This is a genomic window from Microbacterium sp. CJ77 (assembly GCF_002911615.1).
Classification (GTDB): domain Bacteria; phylum Actinomycetota; class Actinomycetes; order Actinomycetales; family Microbacteriaceae; genus Microbacterium.
The window spans coordinates 156060-174698 of record NZ_PQBR01000006.1 but is presented as its reverse complement, the minus strand read 5'-3'; the positions used below and the strand labels follow the sequence as shown (position 1 = coordinate 174698).

The 18639-nt window shown below is 68.9% G+C and carries 14 protein-coding genes; 8 read left to right on the top strand and 6 right to left on the bottom strand.

What is annotated here, in order from left to right:
• Window positions 1-9 precede the first annotated feature (9 nt).
• A complete protein-coding gene (locus tag C2868_RS01550; RefSeq protein ID WP_100811897.1) occupies window positions 10-1557 on the top strand; it encodes a PucR family transcriptional regulator in 1548 nt (515 codons plus the stop codon).
• A 21-nt stretch (window positions 1558-1578) separates the two neighbouring features.
• Here the strand turns inward: C2868_RS01550 and C2868_RS01545 are convergent, their stop codons facing one another.
• The 6 genes from C2868_RS01545 to C2868_RS01520 all read right to left on the bottom strand — a co-directional run bounded on the left by C2868_RS01545 (window position 1579) and on the right by C2868_RS01520 (window position 9390).
• Window positions 1579-2721 carry a LacI family DNA-binding transcriptional regulator gene (locus C2868_RS01545; RefSeq protein ID WP_100811898.1) on the bottom strand — a complete coding sequence of 381 codons (1143 nt, stop codon included), beginning with the start codon at window positions 2719-2721 and terminating at the stop codon, window positions 1579-1581.
• An 8-nt stretch (window positions 2722-2729) separates the two neighbouring features.
• A complete protein-coding gene (locus C2868_RS01540) occupies window positions 2730-4607 on the bottom strand; it encodes a glycoside hydrolase family 3 protein (RefSeq protein ID WP_100811899.1) in 1878 nt (625 codons plus the stop codon).
• Window positions 4608-4635: 28 nt separating this feature from the next.
• Window positions 4636-5550, bottom strand: a complete 915-nt coding sequence (locus C2868_RS01535; protein WP_374935748.1) for a carbohydrate ABC transporter permease — start codon at window positions 5548-5550, stop codon at window positions 4636-4638.
• An 11-nt stretch (window positions 5551-5561) separates the two neighbouring features.
• Window positions 5562-6503, bottom strand: coding sequence for a carbohydrate ABC transporter permease (locus C2868_RS01530; protein WP_100811901.1), 942 nt, complete (start codon window positions 6501-6503; stop codon window positions 5562-5564).
• A 3-nt stretch (window positions 6504-6506) separates the two neighbouring features.
• A complete protein-coding gene (locus C2868_RS01525; RefSeq protein ID WP_100811902.1) occupies window positions 6507-7769 on the bottom strand; it encodes an extracellular solute-binding protein in 1263 nt (420 codons plus the stop codon).
• 142 nt (window positions 7770-7911) lie between these two features.
• Entirely contained in the window at window positions 7912-9390 is a 1479-nt protein-coding gene (locus C2868_RS01520; RefSeq protein WP_100811903.1) for an XRE family transcriptional regulator, read from the bottom strand.
• Window positions 9391-9517: 127 nt separating this feature from the next.
• Between C2868_RS01520 and aceB the strand changes: the two genes are divergently transcribed.
• The 7 genes from aceB (at window position 9518) to C2868_RS01485 (ending at window position 18596) form a co-directional block, all read left to right on the top strand.
• Window positions 9518-11161 (top strand): malate synthase A, encoded by a 1644-nt coding sequence (aceB, locus tag C2868_RS01515; protein WP_103662796.1) that lies wholly within the window; start codon window positions 9518-9520, stop codon window positions 11159-11161.
• A 48-nt stretch (window positions 11162-11209) separates the two neighbouring features.
• Window positions 11210-12805, top strand: a complete 1596-nt coding sequence (locus C2868_RS01510) for an isocitrate lyase (RefSeq protein WP_100811905.1) — start codon at window positions 11210-11212, stop codon at window positions 12803-12805.
• A gap of 58 nt (window positions 12806-12863) precedes the next feature.
• Complete coding sequence (locus C2868_RS01505) at window positions 12864-14051, top strand: ROK family transcriptional regulator (RefSeq protein WP_100811960.1); 1188 nt, start codon at window positions 12864-12866, stop codon at window positions 14049-14051.
• A 27-nt stretch (window positions 14052-14078) separates the two neighbouring features.
• The gene (locus C2868_RS01500) at window positions 14079-15155 is read left to right on the top strand and encodes a sugar ABC transporter substrate-binding protein (protein WP_100811961.1); all 1077 of its coding nucleotides are present in this window, start codon (window positions 14079-14081) and stop codon (window positions 15153-15155) included.
• The gene (locus tag C2868_RS01495; RefSeq protein WP_100811906.1) at window positions 15152-16018 is read left to right on the top strand and encodes an ATP-binding cassette domain-containing protein; all 867 of its coding nucleotides are present in this window, start codon (window positions 15152-15154) and stop codon (window positions 16016-16018) included. Before C2868_RS01500 ends, C2868_RS01495 begins: the two co-directional genes overlap by 4 nt.
• Window positions 16005-17234 carry a sugar ABC transporter permease gene (locus C2868_RS01490; RefSeq protein WP_100811907.1) on the top strand — a complete coding sequence of 410 codons (1230 nt, stop codon included), beginning with the start codon at window positions 16005-16007 and terminating at the stop codon, window positions 17232-17234. The genes C2868_RS01495 and C2868_RS01490 overlap by 14 nt, the downstream gene beginning before the upstream one ends.
• A gap of 282 nt (window positions 17235-17516) precedes the next feature.
• On the top strand, window positions 17517-18596 hold the full coding sequence (locus C2868_RS01485) for a sugar ABC transporter substrate-binding protein (RefSeq protein ID WP_100811908.1): 1080 nt from the start codon (window positions 17517-17519) through the stop codon (window positions 18594-18596).
• Window positions 18597-18639 lie beyond the last annotated feature (43 nt).

The window sequence follows — 18639 nt, the reverse complement described above, 5'->3', positions numbered from 1 at the left end:
CCTGGTCCCGTGGCCTCCCCCGCTCCGCCGACTCCGTCGGCACCCACGCTGCGTGCCCTGCTGGCACGCACGGACCTTGGCCTGCGGCTCGCCGGCGAGGGCGGAGAGCCGCGCGACGACGCGCTCGACCGACCCATCCGCTGGATCCACAGCTCGGACCTCGCGGACCCCACTCCGTTCCTCTCCGAGGGGCTCGCCCTCCTCACGACGGGGACGCAGTTCCTCGACACGGACGACGCGACGACCTATGACGAGTACGTCGCACGCCTGTCCGCCCGCGGTGTCGTCGCCCTCGGCTTCGGAACCGAGGTCGTGCGCGAGGGCATTCCCCGGGGACTCGGGGCGGCCTGCCAGAGGCACGGGATGCCTCTGGTCGAGGTTCCCTACCGCACTCCCTTCATTGCGGTGGCCCGCGCCAACGCCGAGGCCGTCGCGGCCCAGACGTACGCGCGACGCAGCTGGTCCCTGGCGGCGCAGCGGGCGATCTCCCTCGCTGCGCTCCGGCCGGATGGGCTCGGCGCGACGCTCGCCGAGCTCTCGCGGCAGCTCGACACCTGGGTGGGCCTGTTCGACGCGACCGGAATGCTGACGCGCCAGCATCCGTCCTCGGGGCTGGACGCCGAGGTCTTCGATGGCCTGCACGACGAGGCTCGGCGAGTGCTCCGGCGCGGCGCGCGGGCGGGTTCGACGCTGCGGGTCGGCGACGTACCCTTCACGCTCCAGACACTGGGCCGCGGCGGGCGCCTGCGCGGGGCGATCGCGATCGCCGCGGGCGACCTGGACCAAGAGAGCCGGAGCGTCGTGACCGCGGTCATCGCGATGGCCGGTCTCGCCCTCGAACAGAGCGAGGGCGCGGCGCGGGCGCGGGGGCAGCTACGAGCGGGCGTCATCCAGATGCTGCTGGCCGGACAGCCGGGCATCGCGGCGCGTATCGCTCGAGAGATGTGGGGCGGGCTGCCCGAGGCGCCCGTCGTCGTCGCGGTGGCGGATGCCGCGGCCTCGCGCCGCGAGGCCGTGACCGACCGCTTCGAGCTGCTCGCGGAAGAGCTTCACGGCCGTCTCTTCTTCGGGCGTGAGACATCCGGAGTCGTTCTCGTCCTCTCACCCGACGACGCGGAGGTGCTCGCCGAGGTGGCCGCGGACCTGGGCCTGCGGATCGGGCTCTCCGACCCGACCCGGTACGACACGTTCTCCGCTGCCGCCGCACAGGCACGTACGGCCCGGGACCGCGCGGCGGGCGCCGGACTCGCGCGGTTCGCGGATCTCGGCGCGGGCGGTGTGCTCGCGCTGCTCGGCGGGCCGGACGCTCGCGCCGCCGGGCGCGCACAACTCGAACCCCTCCTCCGCCACGATGCCGAGCGGGGTAGCGCCCTCGTCGAGACGGTTCGGTCGTGGCTCGAGCACGACGGATCCCACGAGGCGACGGCGCGGGCGCTCGGCATCCATCGCCATACGGTGCGCGCGCGAGTCGCGACGGCGGGCCGGTTGATCGATCGCGATCTCGCGACGTTCGCGGCGCGCGCCGAGCTCTGGGCCGCGCTCCGCACCCTCGGCTGAGTCCCCGATCGAGCCCTGACCTCAGGCGCAGCCGCAGCTGCCGCGGACGATCAGGCGCGGCGCGAACACGACGTCGAACGGCCGGCCGTCTTCCGGGGGCGCGCCCGCGGCGCCGGCGAGGATCCGGGCCGCCGCACGCCCCATGGCCTCCATCGGCTGCCGCACCGTCGTCAGGGGCGGCGTGCTCAGACGTGCCGCGAGCGTGCCGTCGAAACCCGTGACGATCACGTCGTCCGGCACGCGTACGCCCAGCGCGGCGAGCGCGTCGAGGGTGGCGAACGCGTGCTGATCGGTCGCGCAGACGAGCGCCCTCGGCAACCGTCCCGCCGCGTGGAGCGCGCCGAGTTGCGGAATGAGTTCGTCGTCCCCCCGCACGGTGGCGTCGATGGCCTCCGTGCGCATGCGCACGCCGTGGGTCGCCAGGCCCTCGCACAGTCCGTCGAAGCGCTGCGCGCTATCGGATGCCTCGCGTCGACCGACGAACGCCACGTCGTGCACACCGTGGACGGTGACGAGGTGGTCGGCCAGGTCGCGCATCCCGCCGACGTTGTCGACGCGGACGCGGTGGTGCGGGTCATCCGCGGGAAGGATGCTGAAGAGGACGATCGGGATCGTCGGCGCGTAGCGCGCGAGCGTCGGCGAGGTCTGCTCGGAGGGGAAGATCGCCAGTCCGTCCACCCGCCCGGCGGTATCGGCCACCGACACGTCGCTGTTGTTACCGCTGCTGAGCATGACGGGTCGTCCGAGGGCCCAGCACTCCAGTTCGAACCCGCGCTGCACCTCGTCGACGTACAGGGGGAACGCCCGCGGATCGGCCAGGACGTCGTCGTCCGTCTCCGACCATTCGATCAGGCGTCTCTCCGCCAGCCGCGGCGTGTGCAGTCCGGCGAGCGGATGCTTCGACTCGGCGACCGGTTCGGCACGTTCCAGAAGCAGGTCGAAGGCGTGCAGTCCCAGGGTGCCGGTTCGTCCGCGAGCGAGACCGCGGGCCGCCGCACTCGGCGCGTATCCGAGACGTCGCGCCGCGGCGAGGACGCGCTCACGCGTGGCCTCGCTGAGCTGGTCCGGCCGACGGAAGGCGAACGAGACCGAGGCGATCGACACGCCCGCCGCCTCGGCGACGTCGTAGACCGTCGGGCGCCGCGCGCTCTTGTCATCCCCCATGCGCCCCGTCACTCCTCGTCCGGCCGACCGCCCTCGTCCCCGGAAAGATCGAGTCCGAAGTGGACGGGGAACAACGGATCCTCGGTGTCCGACGGTACATCCTCGCGCGACCGGCGCACGGCATCCATCGACCGGGGGATCTCGATCGGCAGACGGCCGCGCGGTGCGACGCGCCCCCGGAGCGCCTCCAGCACGGCGTGTCCCGAGCTGCCGTAGTCGACGACGATCGCCGCCGCGTGGCCGACGAAGGGCGTCAGGATCGCGGGGCGATCGAGGGTGACGACGAGCACGAGCGGGCACTGCGCGGCCAGCTGCTGCAGGCGGTAGACGAGCCCCGGCGGGAATTCCAACGACCCCTGGTGGAACCAGGCCTCCAGGAACAGATCGTCGCGCTGGTCGAACGGCGCCGCGATCCGCACGAGCGCGAGATCCGCCTGCGTGGGGTCGGTCACGATCGCTCCGACACCCGCGAGGTCCTCGGGACGGAACCCCTCGGCGTAGACCGCGCCGACCGGGCTCATGGGCAGGACGGGGCGCCCGTCGCGCTCCTCGTTGACGAGGACCGTGAGCGAACGGGACTGGGCGCGCTCCCCCCGCAGCCGGAACTCGGCATTTCCGACGACGCGCTCGGCCTCGTCCACGTCGACGTACGGGTCGTCGAACAGCCCCAGCGCGAACTTGACGCGCAACAGCCGACGCGCCGACGCGTCGATGCGCTGCTCGGGCACGCGCCCCGAGCGCACCAGGTCGATCAGCAGGTCGACGCACTCCTCGCCGCCGAACTGATCCGCCCCGGCGTCGAGGATCTTCTCCATCCTCTCGGCGGGAGTCAGGTGCTCGACACCCCACGCCCGCGCCGGCAGCACCTGGTCACCGACGTGGTTGTCGTTGACGAGTTCCCAGTCGGTCACCACGACGCCGTCGTAGCCGAGCTCTTCTCGCAAGAGCCCCGTCACGATCTGCCGGTTGAACCCGAACCCGACCTCTTCGATGGCCTCGCCGTCGCGCACGAGTCCCACCGGCATGCCGTAGTAGGGCATCATCGCCGCCGTCCCGCGCCGGATCGCCTCGCGGAAGGGCTCGAGGTGGTACTCGAACATGCCGCCCGGGTACACCTGCTCTCGGCCGTACGGGAAGTGGGCGTCCTCTCCGCCCGCCTGCGGGCCACCTCCCGGGAAGTGCTTGGTCGTGCACGCGACGCTGTCGGGACCGAGCTCCTCGCCCTGGAAGCCCCGCAGGTACGCCGCGGTGAACTCGGTCACGCGCGCCGCGTCCTGTCCCAGCGTCTGCGCCTGTCGCCCCCAGCGCGGCTCGGTGGCGAGATCGATCTGCGGATGCAGGGCCGCACGGATGCCGACGGCGCGGTACTCCCGCCGGGCGATCTCGGCGAACTCCCGCACCGTCTCGACGTCGTCGAGAGCCGCGAGCCCGAGGCCCTCGGGCCACTGCGAGAACGGTCCGGCAGCGAAGCCGACACCGGTGTTCTCGACGAACGCGTGCCGCGGATCGGTGCTGATCGTGACCGGGATACCGTGCGGGGTCGTCTCGGCGAGCGCCTGCAGCCGGTTGTTCCACTCGGCCGCCTGCCGGGCCGTGCGGATGGCGTGCACGTTGAAGTGCGTCAGGTTCTTGCCGACGACGACGGTCGACGTGGGCGACTTCGAGATACGGCCGGGCGACTCGAGAAGCTCCCCCGATTCGCCGACCTCGATGACCGTGTGGAACATCAGCCCGCACTTCTCCTCCAGGCTCAGCCGCTGGAGGAGGTCTTCGGTGCGCGTGTCGACGTCGACGCGCGGGTCTTCGAAGGGATCGAGCACACCGTTGTCGTTGAGGTCGCGAAAGCGCGTGCCGTCGGGCGCGGTGAGGAAGCGGGGCGAGGTCATCGGGTCCTTTCCGTGGGGGCTCGCCGGGTCACTTGAGTCCCGTGGAGGCGATGCCCTGGATGAAGTAGCGCTGCAGGAAGACGAACAGCAGGATGATCGGCGTGATCACGAGGACGGAGCCGGCGAGCAGCAGACCGTAGTCGGTCGCGTTCTGCCCGGTCGAGTAGAGCGAGAGCGCCACGGGCAGGGTGTACATGTCCTCGGTCTGGGCCGACACGAGTGGCCAGAGGAAGTTGTTCCACGAGGCCAGGAAGGTCAGGATGCCGAGGGTCGCCAGGGGCGGCCCGCACAGGGGCATCACGATCCGGGCGAAGATCCGCAACTCGCCCGCGCCGTCGATGCGGGCGGCCTCCAGCAGCGAGTCGGGGATGCCGAGCGTGAACTGCCGCATCAGGAACACGCCCAGCGGGGTCGTGATGAAGGGCAGGACGAGCGCGGCGTAGCTGTTGACCAGGCCGAGTGAGGACACCATGACGAACAGGGGCACGAAGGTGACGACCCCCGGAACCATGAGCGTCAACATCACCACGAGGAACAACGCGCGCTTGCCGGGGAAGTCCATCTTCGCCAGGGCGTAGCCGACCATGGAGCAGAACAGCAGGTTGCCGGCAACGGTCAGCACGGCGACGAGGAGGCTGTTGCCGAAGAACTGCCCGAAGCCCAGTTCGCCGAACCACGCGGCGAAGTTGTCCCACGTGAACTCCTGCGGCCACCACGTGGGCGGGCGCTGCAGGATCTCGCGCTGCGTCTTGACCGAGCCCAGCAGCATCCAGGCGAACGGGGTCAGCCAGACGACCAGGCCGACGGCGAGCACGGTGTAGGTCAGGGCACGGCCCGTCATCCGACGCGGGGCACGCGGTGTGCGACGGGGCCCGGTGGCCGGCACGACGGGTGGGGGTGCGGGAGTTGATGCGGATGCGGGCCCGGGTGCGGTCAGAGTCATGTCGACTCCTCTCAGTCTCGCGAGCGCAGCAGTCGGAACTGCAGCAGGCTCAACAGCGCGATGGCCAGGAACAGGATGTAGCTGGCCGCGGAGGCGGTGCCGTACTGTCCGAAGCCGAACTGCTTGAAGGTGTAGTAGGCCACCGAGATGGTGGAGTTCAGAGGGCCGCCCTGCGTCATCACGAACGCCTCTTCGAAGAACTGCAGGAAGCCGACCGAGATGAGCACGGCCCCGAGCAGCAGTGTGGGACGCAGCAGGGGCAGCGTGATCGAGGTCAGGCGCCGCCGTGCCGAGGCGCCGTCCATGAGCGCGGCCTCTTTGACGTCGACGGGAATGGCCTGCAGCCCCGCCAGGAAGATCACCATGAGCGTCCCGACGTTCCGCCACACCGCCATGGCGATGAGTGAGGGAAGCGCCCAGGAGGTGTCGTTGAGCCAGTCGGGGCCCTGTATGCCGACGAGCGCGAGCGCCGCGTTGAGCAGACCGTCGGGCTGCAGGATGTATCGCCAGACGACCGAGACGGCGACGATGCTCGTCACGACGGGGGCGTAGAAGCCCACCCGCAGAGCCGAGACGACGCGACCGTTCCCCGCGTTGAGAGCGAGCGCCAGGGCCAGAGCGAGCGCCATGGTCACGGGGATGCCGATGATCACGAATGTGCCGGTCACGGCCATCGACGTCAGGAACACCGGGTCGCCGAGCACGGCCGCGTACTGCTCGAGCCCGACGAAGTTGACCGAGAAGGGCGAGCGGATGTCGGCGGCCCGGAAGTCCGTGAACGACATCGCGAACGACCCGACGATCGGCACGACCATGAAGAGCGCGAAGACGATGACGAACGGCAGGGCGAAGCCCCATGCGATCCATCCGCGACGGCGTCGACGGTTCACGCCGCGGGCGGGGCGGGGACGCCCGAGCCGAAGCCCGGTCGTCCCCGCGAGCGCCTGGGCCACGGCTCAGCCCAGACCGAGGGTGTCGGCAGTCGCCTGCAACTCCTTCAGCCCCTCGGCCGGAGTCTGCTGACCGAGCCGGATCTTCTCGAGCATGGCGTCACCCGCGGCCGCGACCTGCACCCACGTGGTGGTGGCGGGTACGGACTTGGCCGTCTCGAGCTGGGTGCCGAAGGCGGCGAGGGTGGGCTGCGACGAGAGCGCGTCGTCTTCCCAGGCCGCCTGGACGGCCGGGAGGTCGCCCGTGGCCTCGTACCAGGCCGTCTGCGTCTCGGGCTCGGTGAGCCACTGCGCGAGCTTCCAAGCGCTGACGGCGTTGTCGGAGTCGGCGAAGACCGCGAGGTTCGCGCCACCGCTGAACGAGGTCGAGGATTCCCGGGTCGGCAGGACCGCCGTCGTGAAGGTGTCGGCGAAGCCCTCTCCGCCGAGCTCTTCGAGCTGGCCGATGAGGAACGGCCCATCGATGAGCATCGGGGTCGCTCCCGAGATGAAGTCGGCTTCCTGGGCACCCGCCGAACGATCCGCGGCGGGGTTGGCGATGCCGTCGGTGAAGTAGCTCTGGTAGTACTCGTACGCCTCGACGGCCTCGGGGCTGTCGAGGGTCCACTCCGAGCCGTTCTCGAGTTCGACCCCGTTGGACCACGGCATCCAGAGCGTTCCCTGGAACGAGTCGTTGCCGGCCGGGAAGCGGATGCCGTACTCGGCGCCCGCCTTGGACTGCATGTCGGCGGCGAACTGCTTCAGCTCGTCCCACGTCGTCGGGGCGCTGTCCCAGCCCGCTGCTGCGGCCAGGTCGGTGCGGTAGTAGAGCACCCGCGTGTCGACGTACCACGGCACTCCCGTGGCGCGATCGTCGATCTCGGTCGAGTCCAGGGCGCCCGGGAACATGCCGTCGGTCTCGAAGTCGGTGGGCACCGTCTGGAAGGCGTCGGCGAAGTCGGCCATCCACGTCGACCCCATCATCGCGATGTCGGGCGTCGTGCCGCCCGCGATCGCCGTCTGGATCTTGCTGTAGGCGGCATCCCACGGAATCGCCGTCACCTCGACCGTCACACCGGGGTTGGCCTCTTCGAACTGCGCGACGAAGTCGGGCAGCGCCTCGCCCTCCGCGCCCATGGCCCACATCGTGATCGTTCCGGTCGCGCTCGCGTCACCGATCGTGGTGGCGCTGTCGGGCCCGCCGTCCGTCTCGGCCGCGCGACCGCATCCCGCGAGCGCGAGAGCCGCCGCCGTGATCAGGGCGACCGCGCCCCATCGAGTGTTCTTCATGTTGTTCCTCCTCGAACGCGCACCACGAACGGTACGGATGCTTCTTATGCGCTTAAACAATGTTCGCAAGAATAACCCCGTGCCGCGTCTGGCGCAACACGTGCAGCCCGCATCCGTCCTGAGCGTCGACCGCCCGAACGACTCAGCGAGGGGCGTGCGCGTCGAGGAACTCGTAGACGTCGGTCGTGTCGACGCCGGGGAACGACCCGGTCGGCAGCGTCGCGAGCAGCGTGCGGGGCGTCCGCACGTTCGGCCAGGCCTGATCGCGCCACACGTCCTCGAGGTCGGCGGGCGCACGGCGGCAGCACACCTCCACCGAGTGCTTCGAAACGCCACGGTTCGGGGTGTCGCGACCGATGAACCACTTCGTGTCGTCGAAGCGCACCCCGACGCTCACGGAGTGGGCGCCCTCGCTGGATGCCTCGACCCGGGCCGTGCACCAGTAGGTGCCGTTGCCCGTGTCGGTGTACTGGTAGTACGGGTTGAAGCGGTCGTCGACGTCGAAGACGACGCGGCTGGTCCAGCGCCGGCAGCACATCTGGCCCTCGATCGATCCGAGGCGGTCGGTCGGGAAGTTCACGTCGTCGTTTTCGTAGGCCTTCGTGATCGTGCCCGACTCGTGCACCTTCAAGAAGTGCACCGGGATGTCGAGGTGCCGGGTCGCCAGGTTCGTGAACCGGTGCGCCGCGGTCTCGTACGACACCGAGTAGGCGTCACGCAGATCCTCGATCGAGATGGCGCGCCGCTCCTTCGCCTCCCGCAGGAACGGCACGGCGTGCGCCTCGGGGATGAGCAGAGCCCCGGTGAGATAGTTCGTCTCGACGCGCTGGCGCAGGAACTCCGCATAGCTCGTCGGCTCGGCGTGCCCCAGGATGCGACTCGACAGCGCCTGCAGCACCGCGGTGCGCGGGTCGCCCTTCGCCGAGATCCGGCTCGAGAGGTAGAGACGGCCGTTCTTGAGGTCGGCGACGCTCCGGGTCGTCTGCGGCAGGTCCGGCACGTAGTGGATCGTGAAGCCCAGGTGGGCCGCGATGTCGGACGCGGATCGCTGGGTGAGCGGTCCACCCGGATGCCGTACCGCCTCCAGAATGCGCACCGCGTGCGCCTCGAGCTCCGGGAAATGGTTGTGCTGCCGCCGCATCAGGTGGCGCAGCTCGACGTTGGCACGCCGGGCCTCTTCGGGCGTCGCCGCACGTTCGTCGCGGAGTCTCTCGATCTCGCCCTGCAGCGCGAGCATGGTGCGCAGTGCCTCGGTGGGCATCGTCTTGCCGATCCGGAACGGCTCGATTCCGAGCGCGCGGAACGTCTGTCCCGACATCGCTCGTTCCAGTGAGATCTCGAGCGTCGACCGCTCGTCCAGCGGCTCGGACTCGAGCAGCGCGTCGAGGCTCGTGCCGAGTGCGCGGGCGATCGAGCGCAGCAGGCTGAGCTTCGCCTCCCGCTTGCCCGTCTCGATCATCGACAGCTGGCTCGGCACGCGATCGACCGCCGCGGCGAGCTCCTCGAGCGTCATGCCGCGCGCGGTGCGCAGTTGCCGGATGCGTCGGCCGATCGTGAGGGGATCCACCTCTTCATCCTCGTCGGGCTCGAGGCCTGCTACCGGGCGCGTGACGCTACTCATACCCCGATTCTGTCACGAAAGCAGAATTTTCAGAAAAATTCACGCCTGGATCGGTGATGTCCATCTGCTTTCTTCACCCAAAGTGGAGGCAAGCCCACCGAGGCGCCGATCACGAAGGACACAGATCATGACCATCACAGAAACCCGCACGCTGCCCCCCACCACAACCGCTCCCTCGATCGAGGTCCTCGGCGCACTCGGCAACCGGTACGACGAGGTCCTCACTCCCGATGCGCTCGCATTCCTCACCGAACTGCACCAACGCTTCTCGTCCCGTCGGCACGATCGCCTCGCCGACCGGATGCGTCGCCGGTTCGAGATCGGTAACGGTCACGACCCGCGCTTCCGCGACGACACCGCGCACGTCCGCGCCGACGACACCTGGCGCGTTGCGGGAGCGGGGCCCGGTCTCGAAGACCGCCGCGTGGAGATCACCGGGCCGACCGACCCGAAGATGACGATCAACGCGCTCAACTCCGGCGCGCGGGTGTGGCTGGCCGATCAGGAGGACGCCACATCCCCCACCTGGAAGAACGTGATCGAGGGCCAGCTGTCACTGCGTGACGCGATCCGCGGCGAGCTGTCGTTCACGTCGCCGGAAGGCAAGACCTACAGCGTGACCGCCGAGCGCACCCCGACCATCGTGATGCGCCCGCGCGGCTGGCACCTGGGCGAGCACCACATGCGGTACACGGACCGCGCGGGGCGGCAGCTCGCGGCATCCGGATCGCTCGTGGACTTCGGCCTCTACTTCTTCCACAATGCCCAAGCGCTCATCGATTCGGGACGCGGGCCGTACTTCTACATCGCCAAGATCGAGTCGAGCGAGGAGGCCAAGCTCTGGGACGACGTGTTCTCGTTCAGCGAGGACTACCTCAGCATCGCGCATGGCACGATCCGCGCCACCGTGCTGATCGAGACGCTCCCCGCGGCGTTCGAGATGGACGAGATCCTCTACGAGCTGCGCGACCACTGCGCCGGCCTGAACGCGGGCCGCTGGGACTACATCTTCTCGATCATCAAGAACTACCGCGGTCGCGGTGCGCGGTTCGTCCTGCCGGACAGGAGCGAGGTGACGATGACGGTGCCGTTCATGCGCGCCTACACCGAACTGCTCGTGAAGACCTGCCACAAGCGTGGAGCCTTCGCGATCGGCGGCATGAGCGCGTTCATCCCGAACCGTCGCGACCCCGAGGTGACCGCGCGCGCCTTCGAGAAGGTCGCGGCGGACAAGAAGCGCGAGGCCGGCGACGGGTTCGACGGCACATGGGTGGCGCACCCCGACCTGATCCCCACCGCGATGGCCGAGTTCGACGCGGTGCTCGGCGACCGACCGAACCAGCTCGATCGCCAGCGGGATGACGTGCATGTCACGGCCGCGGATCTGCTCGACGTGCACATCGGCAGGCCCGTGACCGCCGCGGGCGTGCACGCGAACGTGTCGGTCGCGATCCGCTACATCGAAGCGTGGCTGCGGGGCCTCGGAGCCGTGGCGATCGACAACCTCATGGAGGATGCGGCAACGGCCGAGATCTCCCGCAGCCAGGTGTGGCAGTGGATCCACCAGGACCGCTCCACCGCGGAGGGCGACCCGATCACCCGCGAGTACGTCGAAGGTCTCATCGGCGAGGTTCTGCGTGAGGCCGACCGACGCGCGGGCGACCGATACGACGATGCCGCGCAGATCTTCCGCGAGGTGGCGCTGGGCCAGGACTTCCCGGCCTTCCTGACGCTCCCCGCATACGCGAAGTACCTCGTCGAGCTCGCCTGATCGAGCGCTCGACCCCCACTATCCACCCCACATGCCTAAGGAATGGACATGACCCACTACTCAGACGACATCGAAGCCGTCGACGCCCTCAAGAAGCAGAACGGACCGAGTTGGGATGCCATCAACCCGGAGCACGTCGCCCGCATGCGCGCGCAGAACCGCTTCAGGACCGGGCTCGAAATCGCCCAGTACACGGCCGACATCATGCGGCACGACATGGCGGAGTACGACGGCGACTCATCGTCGTACACGCAGTCCCTGGGCGTCTGGCACGGCTTCATCGGACAGCAGAAGCTCATCTCGATCAAGAAGCACTTCAAGACCACGAAGAAGCGCTACCTCTACCTGTCGGGGTGGATGGTCGCCGCGATGCGCTCGGAGTTCGGTCCGCTACCCGACCAGTCCATGCACGAGAAGACCTCGGTGCCTGCCCTCATCGAAGAGCTCTACACCTTTCTTCGGCAGGCCGATGCGCGCGAACTCGACCTTCTGTTCACGAAGCTCGACGCCGCCCGCGCCGCAGGAGATGAGACGGCCGAGGAATTCATCCGTTCCCAGATCGACACCTACGAGACGCACGTGGTGCCGATCATCGCCGACATCGATGCCGGCTTCGGCAACCCCGAGGCGACGTACCTGCTCGCGAAGAAGATGATCGAGGCGGGCGCGTGCGCCATCCAGATCGAGAACCAGGTGTCGGATGAGAAGCAGTGCGGCCACCAGGACGGCAAGGTCACCGTGCCGCACGACGACTTCATCGCCAAGCTCCACGCCGTCCGGTACGCGTTCCTCGAACTCGGGATCGACAACGGCATCATCGTCGCGCGCACGGACTCGCTCGGCGCAGGCCTCACCCAGAAGCTCGCCGTCTCGCAGACGCCGGGCGATCTCGGCGACCAGTACAACGCCTTCCTCGACGTCGAAGAGATACCCGCGTCCGAGCTGGACGACGGCGACGTCGTCATCCGTCGGGGCGGCAAGCTGCTGCGCCCGCGGCGGCTCGCGAGCAACCTCTACCAGTTCCGCCCCGGCACGGGCGAGGCCCGATGCGTGCTCGACTGCATCACCTCGCTGCAGAACGGCGCCGACCTTCTGTGGATCGAGACCGAGAAGCCCCATGTCGAGCAGATCGCGGGCATGGTGGACGAGATCCGCAAGGCGATCCCGAACGCGAAGCTCGTCTACAACAACAGTCCGTCCTTCAACTGGACGCTCAAGTTCCGTCAACAGGCGTACGACCTCTTGGTCGAGCAGGGTGCCGACGTGTCGGCCTACGACCGCGGCGATCTGATGAGCGTCGCCTACGACGATACGGAGCTGGCGCGCCTCGCCGACGAGAAGATCCGGACGTTCCAGAAGGATGGATCTGCCCGCGCGGGAATCTTCCATCACCTCATCACCCTGCCGACCTATCACACGGCCGCGCTGTCGACGGATGATCTCGCCAAGGGCTACTTCGGCGACGAGGGGATGCTCGCCTACGTCACGGGCGTGCAGCGCCGCGAGATCCGCGAGGGCATCGCGACCGTGAAGCACCAGAACATGGCCGGCAGCGACATCGGCGACAACCACAAGGAGTATTTCGCGGGCGACGCCGCGCTCAAGGCGGGCGGCAAGGACAACACGATGAGCCAGTTCGGCTGAACCAGCGGCGTTCAGACGAACGGATGCGCGCCCGGAGAGGTCCGCTACAGTGAGCTTCGTGGCACGGTATCAGGCCTCTCCGGGATCGCAGACATCCCTGCGCGAGGCGAACCGTGCCCGCGTGATCGACGGCCTGAAGCGCTACGGACGCCTGACGCAGATCGAACTTGCGGGCATCACGGGCCTCTCGCCCGCGACGGTGTCGAACATCGTCAAGGAATTGACGGCCGCCGGGATCCTGAACACGTCGATCACCTCACGCAGCGGCAGGCGCGCGACGCTCGTCTCGCTCGCCCGGCGCCTCGGGATCGTCGCGGGGGTGCACTTCTCGTCGCGCCACCTGCACATCGCCATCGCCGACGCGACCCGCACGATCGTCAGCCAGTCGACGCTTCCGCTTCCCGTCGATCACCGTCACGACGCCGAGCTCGATCGCCTCGCCCTCCTGCTCAGCGACATGATGGACTCGATCGGCGGATCGCTCTCCGACATCCTGGCCATCGGCCTGGCGTTGCCCGCCCCCATCGACCCGCGCACGGGGCGGGTGTCGGCACCCGGCCTGTTGCGCGGGTGGGAGGGCGTGGACGTCGCGGCGAGCCTCGCCGCCCGCACCGGGCGCGAGGTGTTCATCGACAGCGAGGCGAATCTCGGCGGCCTCGCGGAGGCGCGCGAGGGCGCGACCCGCACGTCCGCCTCATCCGTCTACATCCGCGTCGGTCAGACGATCAGCGCGGGACTCGTCGTCGGCGGCGATCTCTTCCACGGCGTGAACGGCAAGGCGGGACAGATCGGCCACATCACGCTCGACGAGAACGGTCCGGTCTGCCGCTGCTCGAACCGCGGATGCCTCGAGACCTACGCGGGGGGTCCCGCCCTGCTGAGTCTCTTCGCCCCGGACGGGGCCTTCCGGCGCCTCAGCGACCTCGTCCAGGCGGCGGATCTCGGCGACGGGCGAGCGCGCCGCGTCATCGCGGACGCCGGAAAGCACCTCGGGATCGCGGCAGCGAGCCTGACGAACCTGTTCGACCCCGAGGCGATCGTCGTCGGGGGCGAACTGTCTCGCGCCGGCGAGATCCTGCTCGCGCCCATGCGGCACGCGCTCGAGCGCGCCGCGCTGTCGGCGTCCGGCGAGCTCCCCGAGATCATGGAGTGCAGTTTCGGCGAGTGGACCGAGACGCGCGGCGCGATCGCCCTGGCCCTCGACCACGTGGTCGTCGATTCGGAGTCCGTCGCTCTCCCCGCGTGAGCGCGAGCTTAGACTCGTCGCGTGTCGATGGTGATTCGCTGTGCCCCGTTCGTGCGTGCTCGCGCGAGCGTGGCAGCGGCGATCGCGATGATGCTGCTCGCGGCGGCGATGCTGAGCGGGTGCACGGGTGCCGGGGCGGGGGGCGGCAAGATCGGGCTGCTGCTGCCCGACGCGAAGACGGCGCGCTACGAGACCTTCGACCGCCCCTATTTCGAAGAACGGGTGGCGGAACTCGGCGGCTACGAGGTGCTCTACGCCAACGCGGATCAGGACATGAGCAAGCAACAGGAACAGGCCGAGTCCCTGCTTGCCGCGGGGGTCTCGGTGCTCGTGCTCGACCCCGTGGATGCCGAGGCCGCCGTCAGCATCGTCAACGCCGCATCCGGGCTCGGTGTGCCGGTCGTCTCGTACGATCGCCTGATCGCCGGCGGAGACCTGGCCTACTACGTGTCGTTCGACAACGCCCTGGTGGGCGTTCTGCAGGCGCAGGCGCTGGTCAACGCCCTTGCGACGGGCGGCGGCGGCGGGATCCTGATGGTCAACGGATCGCCCACGGACAGCAACGCGCCCCAGTTCGAAGAGGGTGCGCTCAGCGTCATCGACTCCAGTCACCTGCACGTTCTGGCCGCGTACGACACCCCGGATTGGAGTCCCGACAAGGCGCAGGAGTGGGTCGCGGGGCAGATCGCCCGCTTCGGGGCCGAGATCGAAGGCATCTACGCGGCGAACGACGGCACGGCCAGCGGCGCCATCTCTGCCGTGCGCAGCGCCAACCTCGACCCGCCCCCGCTCGTGACGGGTCAGGATGCCGAGCTCACCGCCGTCCAGCGGATCATCTCGGGCGACCAGTTCATGACGGTCTTCAAGGACATTCGTCCGCAGGCACGCAAGGCCGCTGAGGTCGCCGTCGCCCTTGCCCGGGGCGAGGAGGTCACCTCGTCCGTCGAGATCGACGGTGTCCCCGCGACTCTTCTGCTCCCGGTCGCCGTGACCCGCGCGAACATCGCCGAGACGATCGTCGCCGACGGCTTCTGGACGATCGATCAGATCTGCACGGAGGACTACGAACAGGCGTGTGTTGAGGCAGGATTGATCACTCCATGAGCGGCAGCACACGAGCGGACCTCGCCCGGCCCGGGGTGACCCGCGACCGGATCCTCACCGTGACCGGGGCCACGAAGCGTTTCGGCGCCGTCACGGCACTCAGTCACGTCGACTTCTGGGTCGACGAGGGCGAGGTCGTCGCGCTCGTCGGCGACAACGGGGCGGGCAAGTCCACGCTCGTGAAGCTCCTCGCCGGGGTGCACGCTCCCGACAGCGGCACCCTCGAGTTCGACGGGAGCGATGTGTCCCTCGCCGATCCCGCCGACGCCCACGACCTCGGCATCGCGACCGTCTTCCAGGATCTGGCGCTGTGCGACAACCTCGATGTCGTGGCCAACGTCTGGCTCGGACGTGAACTCGTCGCGGAGGGCCGGCTCGACGAGGTCGAGATGGAACAGCGGACCTGGTCTCTCCTGCGCGATCTGTCGGCACGCATCCCGTCCGTTCGCGACCATGTGTCGACCCTCTCGGGCGGGCAGCGCCAGACGGTCGCGATCGCGCGGTCACTCGTCGGCGAGCCGAAGATCGTGATCCTCGACGAGCCCACCGCGGCGCTCGGCGTGGCGCAGACGGCCGAGGTCCTCAATCTCATCGAGCGTCTGCGCGAGCGTGGGCACGGCGTCGTGCTCGTCAGCCACAACATGGCCGACGTCATGGCGGTGGCCGACCGGGTGGCGGTGTTGCGTCTCGGCCGTAACAACGGCGTCTACAACGTCGCCGAGATCACGACCGAGACGCTGCTCGCCGCGATAACCGGGGCCATCGAGCCGCCCCCGTCCGAGCCCCGCGCCGCCCGCGACGGGGTCATCTCGCTGGCCGACCGCGGCCGTCGCCGCCGGAGGCGCCCCGATGACCGCCTCTGAATCGGCACATCGACCCATCGGCGCGCTCATCGGACGTATTCGGGACGGTGCGGGGGCGCTCGTCGAGCGAACGCGCAGCGGTAACCTCGGCGCCCTGCCGGTGATCCTCGGGCTCGCCGTGATCTGGACGGTCTTCCAGATCCTCAATCCGGTGTTCCTCTCCAGCACGAACCTGGTCAACCTGACGCTGCAGTCCGCGGCGATCGGCACCATCACCCTCGGGGTCGTCATCGTGCTGCTCGTCGGTGAGATCGATCTCTCGGTCGGGTCCGTGTCGGGTCTCTCCGCCGCCGTCCTGGCCGTCGCGATGGTCCAGTCCCGCTGGCCGCTCGTGCTCGCCATGGTCGCGGGGGTACTCGCGGGCACGGTCGTCGGGCTGCTCTACGGATTCCTCTTCACCCGCTTCGGCATACCGAGCTTCGTGATCACCCTCGCCGGGCTCCTCGGCATCCTGGGAGTGCAGCTCTGGGTGCTCGGGGAGGTGGGTTCGATCAACCTGCCCTTCGACTCGTGGCTCGTCGTGTTCGCACAGCAGCTGTTCCTGCCGCCCTGGGCCTCGTACGCGGTGATCGCGGTTGCGGTGGCCGGCAGCGCCTGGGGGCGCCTCCGCACCGCCCGGCGACGTGAGCGGGCGAACCTGACCTTCCAGAGCACCCGCGCGATCCTCCTACGCGCTGCAGCCGTACTCGTCGGGCTCTCTGCGGCGGCCTGGTATCTGAATCTGTCGCGCGGGGTCGGGCTGTCCTTCCTGCTCTTCGTCCTGCTCGTCGTCGTCGCCGACTTCGCGCTGACGCGGACGCGCTGGGGCCGGGCCGTCTACGCCGTCGGGGGCTCGGTCGAGGCGGCACGACGGGCCGGGATCCGTGTGGACCGCATCTACGTCTCGGCGTTCGTCCTCTGCTCGACCCTCGCGGCGGCAGGTGGAATCCTCGCCGCGGCACGTCTCGCCGCGGTCAATCAGAGCTCCGGCGCGGCCGACACCAACCTCAATGCGATAGCCGCCGCGGTGATCGGCGGAGCGAGCCTGTTCGGCGGTCGGGGCACGGCGTGGGCGGCGCTGCTCGGTATCCTCGTCATCCAGTCGATCTCGTCCGGTCTGACCCTGCTCAACCTGGATTCATCCGTGCGTTTCATCGTCACCGGCGTCGTCCTGGTACTTGCCGTGATCATCGACTCGACGTCTCGCAAGAACCGCGCCGCATCCGGCCGGAACTGAACCCGAGGACTCGACGCGTCCCGTTTTGGATTCAGTTACTGAATCGTTGCCGAGTGGCGTTCCGCGAGAATGACGCGGCAACTGATCATTCTGCACAATATTCAGGCCGTTTAGCCTGCATATCCACCTCTCTTGCCGAGTAGCCGACGGCTCTGAATCGATTCGGTTGCCCTGGGAGCGTTCTTGCGTTCAACTCTTGACGTTAGATCGCCACATCGTCATGATCGATCTGCGGGGCACTGCTGCTCCGGCAATCGCATATTCATGGTGGAAAGGCGAAAGATGAAGAAGTCTCTCCTGCTCCCGGCGCTCGCTGCCGTCGGAGCTTCGGCGGTGCTGCTGGCCGGTTGTTCCGGCTCGGGCACCCCCTCGTCCTCGGGTGACAACGGCGGCGGCGACGCCGCCGGTCGTGCCTGCGTCATCCTCCCCGACGCCGCGTCATCGCCCCGTTGGGAGAACTTCGACCGCAAGTACCTCCAGGAAGGCCTGGAGGGCGCCGGGTTCGAGGTCGACATCCAGAACGCACAGGGCGACGTCAACAAGTACTCCACGATCGCCGACCAGCAGCTGACCCAGGGCTGCGGCGTCATGCTTCTTGTCGACTACCAGGGTGCGGCCGAGGCGGTCGCCGCCAAGGCCACCGCCGAGGGCATCCCCGTCATCGCCTACGACCGCCCCTTCGAAGGCGCGGACTACTACGTCTCGTTCGACAACGTCAAGGTCGGTGCACTCGAGGGCCAGACCGTCCTCGACGGCCTCCAGGCCGCTGGCAAGGACCCCGCGACCGCCGTTGTCGTCTACATGGGTGGAGACCCGACGGACGGCAATGCCGCGATGTTCAAGAAGGGCGCCGTCGAGGTGATGGAAGCCGCGGGCATCAAGCCGGCCGCCGAGCCGCCGGGGGTCTGGGATCAGGCCAAGTCGCAGACCAACTTCGAGCAGGCCCTCACGAGTCTGGGCGGCAAGGTCGACGGCGTGTGGGTCGCCAACGACACGAACGCGGCGGGCGTCATCAAGGTCCTGCAGGACAACAACCTGAGCGGCGTTGCCGTCTCGGGACAGGACGCGAACGTCGCGGGCCTGCAGAACATCCTGCTGGGCTGGCAGACCGCCACCGTCTACAAGCCCGTCAAAGACGAGGCCGACGCCGCGGTCGAGACCGCAGTCGCGCTCCTGAAGGGCGAGACGGTCAGCACCGACGCGAAGCTGGACGACGGCACGCCGTATGTCCAGGTCACGCCGGTCCTGGTCGGGCCCGACATGGTCAAGGACGTCATCGCCGCCGGCGACGCCGCCTACGACGACGTCTGCACCCCGGACGTCATGGCCAAGTGCGAGGAGTTCGGCGTCACGGCACCGTAGCGCGAACACCCCGGGGGCGTCGCATCAACAGCATGATGCGACG